This is a genomic window from Pseudomonas sp. PS02303, from assembly GCF_029959925.1.
Classification (GTDB): Bacteria; Pseudomonadota; Gammaproteobacteria; order Pseudomonadales; family Pseudomonadaceae; genus Aquipseudomonas; species Aquipseudomonas mandelii.
Genome location: NZ_JASCOM010000025.1, coordinates 15,107 through 27,075, shown reverse-complemented (window position 1 = coordinate 27,075; position 11,969 = coordinate 15,107). Strand labels below are relative to the sequence as shown.

Here is an 11,969-nt window from a genome sequence, read left to right as displayed (position 1 = left end):
ATGATCAAGGACATGGAACATAACCAGGACGATAAAACCGTCCTGCTCGACCGCCAGGGCCACGGCCCTGCTTCGAGTCCGCTGACAGACTTCGCTGCACCGCCGCGCTTCGAACAGCTTGAAGAACGGATGATTTATGCCGCGCGCCTGCGCCCGGCGGAATCCTTCAACATCAGCCTCAATTCGCTGGTGGCCGCGGCGTCCGATCTGTTGTCGGAAGTGGTGCGCCTCAAGCACAGCGATACCCGCGAAGACATGTACGCGCTCAACGAGCGCCTGACTGCCGGGCTGAAACTGTTTGAAGTGCGCGCCCTGCACAACGGCGCCGAAAGCAGCCAGGTGATGGCCGCGCGTTACGTGCTCTGCACCGTGGTCGACGAAGCCGTCGTGACCACGCCGTGGGGCAACGAAAGCGAGTGGTCGCAGATGAGCCTGCTCAGCAGCTTCCACAACGAAACCTTCGGTGGCGAGAAGTTCTTCCAGCTGCTGGATCGCCTGTCGAAAAACCCGGTCAAGCACCTGCCGATGCTGGAGCTGATGTACCTGTGCCTGTCCCTCGGTTTCGAAGGCAAATACCGGGTGCAAGCCCGCGGCATGCTCGAACTCGAAGGCATCCGCGACGCCTTGTATCGCCAGATCCGTCAGTTGCGCGGCGACGTGCCTCGTGAGTTGTCGCCGCATTGGGAAGGCTTGAACGATCAGCGCCGCAGCCTGGTGCGCATCGTGCCGGCGTGGATGGTGGTGCTGTTCACCGTGGTCTGCCTGGTGGTGATGTATTCGGGTTTCGCCTGGGTATTGGGCGAGCAACGCGAAACCGTTCTGCAACCTTTTCAGCAGCTAGATCCGGCCGCGGTCCAGCCGCAGTCGCAGCCGTAAACAGGGACGTGTGATGAAAAAGTTTTTCAAGAAAGTCGGCGCATTCTTGCGCAAGACCTGGGTCTGGACCTTGCTGGTGGTGCTGTTTGTCGCGCTGCTGGTGTGGTTTGTCGGGCCGCTGCTGGCCGTTGATGACTACAAGTTCTGGGAAGGTTCGACCTCCCGCCTGCTGACCATCAGTGTGCTGTTCCTGATCTGGGGCCTGACCATGGTCTTCGTCAGCTGGCGCGCTGGCGTACGCAAAAAGGCTATCGAAGACACCGAAGACGGCCAGGATCGTATCCGCCGTGAAGAGCTGATCGACGAAGAGCAGAAAGAACTTCGCGTGCGCTTCAAGGATGCGTTGAAAACCCTGAAGACCTCGAGTCTGTATCGCGGTCGCAGCGAACGCTGGCGCAGTGACTTGCCGTGGTACTTGCTGATCGGCCCGCAGGGCAGTGGCAAGACCAGCCTGCTGGACTTCTCGGGCCTTGAGTTTCCGATCAACAAGATCGACCGCAAGCTGACCCGCGACACCCTCGGCACCCGTCATTGCGACTGGTACTTCGCCGACCACGGTGTGCTGATCGACACCGCCGGGCGTTACCTGACCCAGCCGGATGCCGAAGTCGATGGCAGTGCCTGGAGCACCTTGCTCGACCTGCTGCGCAAGCGTCGCCGCAACCGTCCGTTGAACGGCGTGCTGGTGACCATCCCGGTTGAATTGCTGCTGGGCAACACCGAGCAGGACCTCGACACCCTGGCTCGCCAGGTGCGTGCGCGTCTGCAAGACGTGCATCAGAAACTGCATGTCGATGTGCCGGTTTATCTGGTGCTGAGCAAGGCCGACAAGCTGCTTGGTTTCGACGAGTTTTTCGATCAACTGACCCGTGAAGAAAGCGATCAGGTGCTCGGCACCAGCTTCCGCAAAGAGCAGAGCGGCACTGACGTTGCCGTTCTGCGCGCCGAGTTCGAAGAGCTGCTGCGTCGCCTGAACAGCCAGGTGATCATGCGCATGCACCAGGAGCGCGATACCCAGCGCCGTGGCCGCATCCTCGACTTCCCGCATCAACTGGGGCAGATCGGCGAGCGCCTTTGCCTGTTCGTCGACATGGCGTTCACCGGCAACCGCTACCAGCGTGTCAGCCAGTTGCGTGGTTTCTACCTGACCAGCGCCCCGCACCTGACCCAAGAGATGGACCAGACCACCGCCGGCATCGGCGCCAGTCTGGGCATGAGCGCCGGCATGCTGCCGACCTTGCGCAGTGGCCGTTCGCGGTTCATTCACCATTTGCTCAGCCGGGTGATTTTCCCCGAGGCCGACCTGGCCGGTCTGGACAAGCGCGAACGCAGCCGCATCCATTGGGGGCAACGTGCCCTTTACGTGGGCGCACTGGCGGCACTGGCACTGTTCGGCATGCTCTGGGCCGGCGGTTTCTCCGCCAACTACGAGCGTCTGGAAAACCTGCGCAACCTGGCGACCAACTGGACTCAGCAGCGCTCGGCCCTGACCGCGCGTGATGATTCCATGGCCGTGCTCAAGACCCTCGACACCAGCTATGCGGCGACCCAGGTCTTCCCGAAAAAAGGTGACGTGTCCTACCACGAACGTGGCGGACTGTACCAAGGTGAAGAGGTCAATCCGGTGGTCAAGGACGCCTACGAACGTGAGCTCGAAGCGCAATTGCTGCCGAAGGTTGCGACGCTGCTGGAAGGGCAGATCCGCGCCAACATGAAGGACCGCGAACGCTTGCTCAACAGCCTGCGCGCGTACCTGATGCTGAACATGAAGGATCGTCGCGATGCGGCATGGCTCAAGGATTGGGTCGCCACTGACTGGTCCCAGCGTTACGCCGGCAACACCGCGGTGCAGAACGGTTTGAACACGCACTTCGAGCGTCTGCTCAAGCAGCCGTTTATCTACCCGCTGAACGATCAACTGGTGGCCCAAGCGCGTCAGGTATTGCGCAGCGAGTCGCTGGCCAACGTGGTTTACCGGATGCTGCGCGAGCAGGCCCGCAACCTGCCGGAATACCGTTTGAGCCAACACATCGGTCCGCAGGCTTCGCTATTTGTCGGCACCGATTACGTGATCCCGGGGTTCTACACCCAGCAGGGTTACCAGCAGTATTTCTCGGTCCAGGGCAGCGCGCTGGTCACCGATATCCTGCGTGACAACTGGGTACTGGGCGAAGGCGCGGGCATCAGCGGCATGGACTTGCGTCGCCTGATGGTCGAACTGGAGCAATTGTACTTCCGCGACTACGCCAACTTCTGGAGTGAGGCGGTCGGCCAGGTTGCCCTGCCACCGATCAACGATGCGGGCGAGGGCGCCGAGCAACTGGCGGGCCTGACTTCGGCCAATTCCCCGGTGTTGCAACTGCTGGTGGAAGTGCGCGAGAACACCCGGTTCCCGGCAGAAGCCGAACCGGCTGAGCAAGCGGCTGAAGCCGCTGGAGCACTGGCCGATCAGAAAGGCAAATTGGGCAAGCTGGGCAAACTGGCGTCTGCCGCAGCGGACCAGGCTTCGGAGATGGCGGCGATCAAAAACCTGCCGGATACCGCGAAGAAATCCCTGCAACGCCGCTTCGAACCGTTGCACCGTCTGCTGGATGACAACAACGGCCCGGCCGCTGATTTGACCCCGGCACTGACGGCGCTCAACGACCTGCAACTGCAACTGGCGAGCCTGGCGCGTGCCAGTTCCCCGGATCAGGCCGCGTTCGAAATGGCCAAGACTCGCATGAGCGGCCAGCGTGATGCGCTGAGCAACTTGCGCAATGCCTCGAACCGTCTGCCGCGTCCCGTCAGCGTCTGGTTCAACGTGCTGGCCGAAGACACCTGGCGTCTGGTGCTGAACGATTCCTACCAGTACCTGAACCAGCGTTATCAGAGCGAGCTGTACAGCTTCTACGGCAAGGCGATCAACAAGCGCTACCCGTTCAGCGCCCACAGCACCAGCGACGTCGCGATCAGCGACTTCCGCGAGTTCTTCAAGGCGCAGGGCATCAACGATCGCTTCTTCGAAACCTACATGCGTCCGTTCGTCAGTGGCGATCCAGGCAATTACCGTCTGCGTTCCATCGACGGTCACAGCATGCCGATCTCCAAGGTCTACCTCGACCAGATGGCCGCGGCCCAAGTGATCCGCCAGAGCTTCTTCTCGGTCAACCCGGCCGAGCCGCAAGTGCAGTTCAAACTGGAGCCGTACACCCTCGACCCGGCTGTCAGCCGTTCCGAGTTCAAGTTTGGCGACAAGACCATCGAATACCGTCACGGCCCGATCGTGCCGGTGTCCTTCAAATGGCCGACCGACGCTGAAGACGGTCGCACCAGCCTGGTCCTCGACAAAATGGCTGGCCGTCCGATCGGCATCGAGAAGAACACCGGCCCGTGGTCGCTGTTCCGTCTGTTCGACCTGATGCAGACCGAGTACCTGAACGGTCGCGACGTGATGGTCCTGAAGGCTGACGTGGGTGGCCTGCGCGCCAATTACCTGCTCAGCAGCCAGCGCACGCCGAACCCGTTCGACATGGGCGTGCTGCGCACCTTCCGTATGCCGGTGCAGCTCTGATGCTGGTTGCCAGTCCCTGGCGCAGCGCTGCGCGTACCGATCCGGGCAAGGTTCGGGCGCGCAACGAAGATGCTTTCCTCGACTGTCCACAGCAGGGGCTGTGGGTGGTCGCGGACGGCATGGGCGGTCATCAGGGTGGCGACATCGCCAGCCAGTTGATCGTCGCCAGCCTGGCGGAATTGCCGGTGCAGGACGACTTCGACGAACGACTCAAAGGTATTCGCCAGTGCCTGCACTGGTTGAATCGCCGCTTGGGTCAGGAGTTGACCGTCACCGCCGGGCGCCATGACAGCATCATGGGCAGCACCGTGGTGGCGCTGCTGGTGGAAGGCAATCGAGCGGCCTGTATCTGGGCCGGCGACAGCCGTTGCTACCTGTGGCGCGGCCAGCGTTTGTATCAGCTGTCCAAGGACCATTCGCTGCAACAGCAACTGATCGACGAGCAAAACATGAGCGTCGAGGACGCCCGTGCGCATCCGTCGGCCCATGCCCTGACCCGTGCGGTCGGGGCGGCTGATGTGCTGACGCTGGACGTGCTCGAACTCGAGGTCTACCCCGGCGATACGTTTCTGTTGTGCAGCGACGGTTTGTACCAAGGACTCAGCAGCGATGCCTTGGGCAACGCCCTGAGCCTGACCGCGCCGCACGTTGCGCTGGAGCGTCTGTTCGACGGCGCCTTGCGTGGCTCGGCCCGGGACAACCTGACTGCCGTGGTGATCCGACAATGACCCAACTCATGCCGCCGCTCGACGACCTGCTGGTGACCGACGAGGAAGCCAATAACCTGACTTACTTCGCGTTCGCCAAGTCGCATAAAGCTGAGCCCGCGCTGGCGCCAACCAAGGCCAGCATCGGCGAAATGCCCGACGTGCTCGCAGGCCGTTACCGCATCGAGCGTCTGCTCGGTGCCGGCGGCATGGGCGCGGTTTACCGCGCACGGGACTTGCTGAGCGAACAGTTCGGCGATCCCGACCCTTACATAGCGCTGAAGATCCTCAGCGAAGAATTTGCCGAATCGCCGGACGCCAGTGCCTTGCTCTACAGCGAGTTCGCCCTGACCCGACGACTGCGCCACGACAACGTGCTGCGTTTGCACACCTTTGAAGTGGACACCGACTGCCAGCGTGCCTTCATCACCATGGAACTCATGCGTGGGCTGACCCTGGACAAATTACTCTGCGAGCGCCCCCTGGGCCTGCCGTGGAAAGAACTGCGCGACATCGCGCTGCCGCTGCTCGACGCGCTGGCCTACGCCCACGCTCGCGGCGTGCTGCACGGTGACATGAAACCGAGCAACGTGATGCTCAGCGAAGAAGGCGTGCGCCTGTTCGACTTCGGCCTCGGCCAGGCTGAAGAGGGCATCCTGCCTGGCTTGCCACACCTGAGCCGCGACCGCTTCAACGCCTGGACCCCGGGCTACGCCGCCCCCGAACTGCTTGAAGGTCAACCGCTGTCGGCCAGTGCAGATGTCTACGGCGTGGCCTGCGTGCTCTACGAACTGGCGGGCGGCAAACACCCGTTCCGCCGCTTGCCGTCGACCGAAGCCCGCGACGGCCACCTCGAACGCGAACTGCACGCTCCACGGAATCTACCGAAACACTGCTGGCCAGCCCTGCGAACGGCGCTGGCTTTCGATGCGGCCAAGCGCACCATCACCGCCGCCCAACTGCGTGACGCCCTGGGCGCCACTTCGTCTTTGCTGCAACGCCTGCGACTGCGGGCGTAACGGATGACTACCGAACAGGGAGCAAGCAATGTTCAACTCAGCTAACGAAACCCACTTCAGCCTCACTGTTGAAGACTACGTGGGCGACCTGCAAGTGCTGTCGTTCACCGGCACTGAAGGCATCAGCCAGCCGTATCGCTTCGACCTCGAACTGGTCAGCGAAAACCCCGATCTGGACCTGGAAAAACTCCTGCACAAACAGGCGTTCCTGGCGTTCGATCCACAGGGTTCCGGCATCCACGGCCAGATCTACCGCGTCGCCCAAGGTGACGCCGGCAAGCGCCTGACCCGCTACAAAATCTCCCTGGTGCCGCAACTGCAATACCTGCATCACCGCACCAACCAGCGCATCTACCAGCAGATGTCCGCGCCGAAAATCATCGCGCTGATCCTCGACGAGCACGGCATCAAGGGCAACGCCTACCGCTTCCAGCTCAGCCAGCCGTGCCCGGATCGCGACTACTGCGTGCAGTACGACGAAACCGACCTGCACTTCGTCCAGCGCCTGTGCGAAGAGGAAGGTATTCACTACCACTTCCAGCACAGCGACAAAGGCCATCTGCTGGTCTTCGGCGACGACCAGACCGTATTTCCGAAGCTCGGCCAGCCAACCGCGTATGTGCAAGGCAGCGGCATGGTCGCCGACGAGCCCGTCATCAAAGGCTTCAAACTGCGCCTCGAAACCCGCACCGGCCGCGTCACGCGCCGCGACTACGATTTCGAAAAACCGCGCCTGCAACTCGAAGCCGCCTACAAACCCGACGGCGAAAGCACCGAACCGGATCTGGAAGATTACGACTACCCTGGCCGCTTCCTCGACCGCGCGCGCGGCAAATTTCTCAGCCAACGCGCCCTCGAACGCCACCGCGCCGACTACCAGCAAGCCGAAGGCCACGGCGACCAGACCAGGCTGATCAGCGGCCACTTCCTGGAAATGTCCGACCACCCGCGCACCGAGTGGAACGACCTCTGGCTACTCACCGAAATCGTCCACGAAGGCAAACAACCGCAAGTCCTCGAAGAGTCCGTGACCAGCGACACCACCGACAACAAAGACGACTTCCACCAGGGCTACCGCAACCGCTTCCTCGCCACCCCATGGAACGTCTTCTACCGCCCCGCGCTGGGACACCCGAAACCCCGCGTCCTCGGCAGCCAGACCGCCATGGTCACAGGGCCCAAGGGCGAAGAAATTCACTGCGATCAGTACGGCCGCATCAAAGTGCAATTCCACTGGGACCGCGAAGGCCAGGCCGACGACAAAACCAGTTGCTGGATGCGCGTGTCTTCGAGTTGGGCCGGGGATCGCTACGGTGCCATCGTCATCCCGCGCATCGGCATGGAAGTGCTCGTCACCTTCCTCGAAGGCGACCCCGACCAACCGCTGGTGACCGGGTGCCTGTATCACAAGGAAAACCAAGTCCCCTACGAATTGCCGGCGAACAAGACTCGCACCGTCTTCAAAACCCTCAGCTCCCCCGGGGGCGGTGGGTTTAATGAACTGCGGATTGAAGACAAGAAAGGGGCCGAGCAGATCTTCATCCATGCGCAGCGGGATTGGGATGAAAACATTGAGCATGATCAGAAGATTCGCGTGGGTAACGAACGCCACGACACAGTGGTCAAGAACACCTACACCGAACTGAAAGCCGAAGAACACCGCACCACGATTGCTGATCGCAAGAGTGAAGTGCGGGTGGATGATCATCTGACGATTGGGCAGAACCAGCATGTGAAGCTGGGGACTGCGCAGCTGACGAGTGTCGGGAAAGAGATTCATCTGAAGGCTGGGGCGAAGATTGTTATTGAAGCTGGCAGCGAACTCACCATTTTGGGGGGAGGGAGCTTTATCAAGCTGGATGCCGGTGGTGTGACCGTTGTTGGGCCGGTGGTGAAGATTAATGCGGGTGGTTCGGCAGGGAGCGGGACAGGGATTGGAATTAAGCCGCCGGTGTTGCCGGGGGCTGCGGATAAGGATAAGGCGGGGAGTTTGATGGATCAGGCGTTGGGGAATGCGCCTGAGGAACAGGTCAAACGCAAACCGAAACGAATGCTCAATTTTTCCGGGTAAGACATTGACGGCAATCCAAGCCACCAGGGATCAGAATTCAGGTAATTGGTAATGACAGAGACAACAAACAAAATTCAAAAATGGTCGTATCCCCTGAAAGTAGGGACAGCCGAAGCGACCGATCCGCAGCAGTTCTACAAAGCGTTAGCCAAAGCTAAAGATGGTTACTACCCATTGGGGGCAAATGGCCTTTGGCATGGTGGTGTTCACTTCGATGAAGCTTCGGGGTTGGTGAAGGATTTGACGGAGGTCAGATGCATCGCTGATGGAGAGGTCGTCGCATACCGAATTGACGAGAAATATCCGACTTCTGATTTTGGCTCGGCGCACTCGGTTTATTCGACGGGGTTTGTGCTGGTGAAGCATCGACTTGAACTTCCGTCACCTTCTACGCCAGCTCCTGCTACCGGTGCGGCTGCTGCAACTGGGCCGAGCCTGACTTTCTTCAGTCTCTATATGCACCTACTTGATTGGGAAACCTATAAAACGAATCCTACGCTTAAACCACCGGGTTTCTGGGGGAAAGGCCTTTATCAAGTAAAGGAAAATCTTCGAACCAAATCATTGGGGCTTAGGGTTCGTGAAGGAAATTCGTCTCAAACACCCATTTTGGCCGTACTACCCCGTGGCACTAAGATTCTCACCAAACCGGCACCGTCTAACCAAAACTGGCTTGAAGTAGTAAGCGTCACTCCTGAGTTCCCAAGCTTGGCTGTCAACACTGGATGGGTATTTAAGGGGCAAATGAAACATCTGGGGGGTGAGAGCTATCTGGTAGGAGAGGAAGCAAAAGACGCTCCTCCAGACCAAAAGAGCGGCGCTAACGTTCGCGATGCTACTAGCAGTGGGCAACCGATCGCGTTTTTACCGGCGGGTACGCAGATTAGGATTAGCGACGAACAAGCCGCAAGACAATATCGCAAGCTGGTAGAGATCGTAAGCGGTCAGCCTATTCCAGTTCTAAAGGCTGGTGGCGACGGTAAACTGCCTGGATTTGTTTGGCTTGAAGATTTGGAGGCCAAGAACGAGCCCCATGCCCCTATTGGGCAGGTAGTTCCACTGGCTCAGGCCTTCAAAGTTAGGGCCGGTGAGGTGTTGGGGCATGTTGGAAAATACCAGACCCATGCAGATGCCGCCCCGAAGAATTTATTACATCTCGAAGTTTTCAGCTGTGAGGACGTGAAATCTTTTACTAGTAAAAGTAAAGAAAAGGCTGTCGGCCTACCCGCTGCTGAAAAGACATTAGTCAAGATACCAGTAGACACGTGGTTAGTTACTCATGCTCCACACATGAATGCCGCGACCCCTCCTAAAGCAGCAGATCCAGGTAATAAAGTGGGGTATGACTTCTATATTCCTGTTGGATTGCTTGAAGCATTGCCAGCGGAGAAGAAAATCAAAGAATCTGTTGTGATGGGTACATCGACCTCCACCACCTATTGGTGGCGCCTAGATGGGTTATTAGGTGACAAAGACGGTAATGGAATTGATGGATGGTTTGCAGAACCCGACACAGTGATCTCGCGGCACTCTCCTTTTGAATGGAATGGGTTCAACTTTATTGACGAAACCACGAGCAATGTCGACCACCTAGCAGCTTTTCTGCATGCCCAAGATAGGCTCGATGAACAAGAGCGTGAATCGTATCTTCCGAATGTAGAGGTCGCCCTCGCTGGTTCTGTTAGCGAGACGCTGTACAAGATTCTCGACAGGAATGGGGATAAAAAGCTGGCGCCGTCTGAAATTGCGGAGGCGTTGGGCAAACCGTGGTTCTCTCAACCCATATCGCAGATGGTGACGCGTTATGAGAATGAATGGGACTACAAAAAAGAAAACTGGGATGCCCTGGATGAAATTATTGGCCACAGCGATTCTGACCCTCATAAAGCTTGGGTAGAAGAAAAGGTACGAATTGAACGGTTAAGTTGGTGGGCGAAGTTGGTTGGGCAGCATGGAATAACTGCTACTACTAGCGTACAGCATATTCACCCTGTTGGCTTGATATCAAATTGTATGAAGTATTCTTGCGGGTGCTTAAATATAGAGAAGTTCGTTGAAGAGTACAAAAAAGAACATCGGCATGTATTTGGCTGGTTCGAAGACGACAACGTGACTCATGTTTCACTGGCTTATTCTCTGAATCAAGAGTCAGAAGAAAATCTGAAAAAGCTATTGGCGATGATGATGAAGTTGTGGGGTGAGTACTTTGATGAGTGCAATGATGTTTACTTGGCCTATATGTTAGCCACAATTCGTGTGGAGGCATACGATTTTAATCGCGTTGTTTTCTTCGCCCCTATTGCTGAAAAAATCAGTGAAGAAAAAGCTGAAATAGATTACGGTTCTGGCCCCACAGGGCGTAGGGCCGCTATGGCGAGGGACTATCATAATACTGAAATTGGTGATGGCTACAAGTATCGGGGTCGTGGGCTTAGTCAGATAACCTGGAAAGCTAACTATGAAAAGTTTTCTGCAGCCTTGGGGATAGATTTTACAAATAATCCAGATTTGGCTTTAGAGTTAGAATATGCAACTAGAATTATGATTGGCGGAATGAAGGGCGGGGTATTCAAAGCAGGAGAGACACTTGCTGCGCATTTATCTCCTGGAAATAAAAATTATGTTACGGCTCGTCGAATCATTAATGGGACTGACAAGAAAAACGTAATTGCATTTTATGCCCAAAAATTTGAAAATCTTTTAGAGAGAATTAAAAATTGAAGATTTTAGTTTTGATTTTAGCCGTTCTGGTTCCCTCCTTAAGTTACGCGAAGCCATTTTTTCCCAGTCATGATTCGTGCGCCGGTAAAGAAAAATCACAAGCTTGCAAAGTTGTACTCAATGAAGACGGTTTTTTAGTTGATGCTGTTACAGGTGAAAAGCTATCAGAAATCTCTGAGGATACGGGGATGATGAGCGCTAACTGGCTTTATATATATGGTGATAAATATGTTCTGGAGCATTTGGACTTTTCATCCTCTAAGTCCCGTAGCTGGGTAGTGTTCTCCTACAGTAAGCAGCAAGTTGTGGTCGATAGGATCTACAGTTTTTCTCAGGTCATTTCAGCGGCATCGGTAGCTGCTTGGTATGGATATGAATGCCGAGCCGGCGAAGGAAGTCTAATCAATGCAAAGGATCAAGCATTTAGTGAGTCGGCAGTAAGCGCATTTTGTGGAAAAGCTGCCAGAAATAGTCTGAAGCTAAGAAAAGAAACGCCTGATACGTCCATGGGTGTAGATATCGCTATAAATATCCCTGTTTATAGCGCAGGGGAAACAGCCGATTCAGCTACGTATTTGTTTTTCGACACGGATAAGCCCGATTTTTTTCAGATGGCTTGTTATTCGAACTGCAAGCTGAAGTCTGATGGCACGGCCATCACGTATGTCGGAAGAGTTTCCAAAAGTACCTGGTTTCTCGGCGACATAAAAAATACTTCATGTGCTAGTGAAGGGAGTTATAAATATAAGAGCTCCTCCGAGAAAATTGTTTTTGATGGATGTGTCGAAGCAGGAAGCATGAAATTGACTGAGTACGCAGCTGGTGGAAAAAGCCCGCGGGCTCAGTTTGTTGGTAAGGCAGATGGTGATGGCTATAAAGGCGAGTGGATATCAAAATCTGGTGATAATAAAAAATATAGCTTCTTCATGTTTCCTTTAACAGTTTATTGAATTGCAGATGGAAGGGGGGGCAAGCTTTCACAGTTATGTGGAGGTTTGGCCTGTCTCGCAGCAAATTCGAAA

At 56.6% G+C, this 11,969-nt stretch carries 7 protein-coding genes; all 7 read left to right on the top strand.

Going from position 1 to position 11,969, the window contains the following annotated elements:
* From icmH to QMX98_RS09330, 7 genes are read left to right on the top strand one after another with little or no spacing between them, the layout of a single operon-like run.
* Complete coding sequence (gene icmH / locus QMX98_RS09360) at positions 1-876, top strand: type IVB secretion system protein IcmH/DotU (protein ID WP_010465262.1); 876 nt, start codon at positions 1-3, stop codon at positions 874-876.
* Positions 877-889: 13 nt separating this feature from the next.
* Complete coding sequence (tssM, locus tag QMX98_RS09355) at positions 890-4,429, top strand: type VI secretion system membrane subunit TssM (protein WP_083375451.1); 3,540 nt, start codon at positions 890-892, stop codon at positions 4,427-4,429.
* Positions 4,429-5,157 carry a PP2C family serine/threonine-protein phosphatase gene (locus QMX98_RS09350; protein WP_010465258.1) on the top strand — a complete coding sequence of 243 codons (729 nt, stop codon included), beginning with the start codon at positions 4,429-4,431 and terminating at the stop codon, positions 5,155-5,157. The genes tssM and QMX98_RS09350 overlap by 1 nt, the downstream gene beginning before the upstream one ends.
* The gene (locus QMX98_RS09345; RefSeq protein WP_282410629.1) at positions 5,154-6,155 is read left to right on the top strand and encodes a serine/threonine-protein kinase; all 1,002 of its coding nucleotides are present in this window, start codon (positions 5,154-5,156) and stop codon (positions 6,153-6,155) included. The genes QMX98_RS09350 and QMX98_RS09345 overlap by 4 nt, the downstream gene beginning before the upstream one ends.
* Positions 6,156-6,183: 28 nt before the next feature.
* On the top strand, positions 6,184-8,226 hold the full coding sequence (locus tag QMX98_RS09340) for a type VI secretion system tip protein VgrG (RefSeq protein WP_282410628.1): 2,043 nt from the start codon (positions 6,184-6,186) through the stop codon (positions 8,224-8,226).
* Between the two features lie 51 nt (positions 8,227-8,277).
* Positions 8,278-10,947 (top strand): hypothetical protein, encoded by a 2,670-nt coding sequence (locus QMX98_RS09335; protein ID WP_245006791.1) that lies wholly within the window; start codon positions 8,278-8,280, stop codon positions 10,945-10,947.
* Positions 10,944-11,897, top strand: a complete 954-nt coding sequence (locus QMX98_RS09330; RefSeq protein ID WP_221107785.1) for a hypothetical protein — start codon at positions 10,944-10,946, stop codon at positions 11,895-11,897. Before QMX98_RS09335 ends, QMX98_RS09330 begins: the two co-directional genes overlap by 4 nt.
* The last annotated feature ends 72 nt before the right edge of the window (positions 11,898-11,969 follow it).

Bases quoted from the DNA above. Each gene is read 5' to 3' on its own strand.
- icmH (WP_010465262.1), top strand. From the start codon at position 1: ATGATCAAGGACATGGAACATAACCAGGACGATAAAACCGTCCTGCTC.
- tssM (WP_083375451.1), top strand. From the start codon at position 890: ATGAAAAAGTTTTTCAAGAAAGTCGGCGCATTCTTGCGCAAGACCTGG.
- QMX98_RS09350 (WP_010465258.1), top strand. From the start codon at position 4,429: ATGCTGGTTGCCAGTCCCTGGCGCAGCGCTGCGCGTACCGATCCGGGC.
- QMX98_RS09345 (WP_282410629.1), top strand. From the start codon at position 5,154: ATGACCCAACTCATGCCGCCGCTCGACGACCTGCTGGTGACCGACGAG.
- QMX98_RS09340 (WP_282410628.1), top strand. From the start codon at position 6,184: ATGTTCAACTCAGCTAACGAAACCCACTTCAGCCTCACTGTTGAAGAC.
- QMX98_RS09335 (WP_245006791.1), top strand. From the start codon at position 8,278: ATGACAGAGACAACAAACAAAATTCAAAAATGGTCGTATCCCCTGAAA.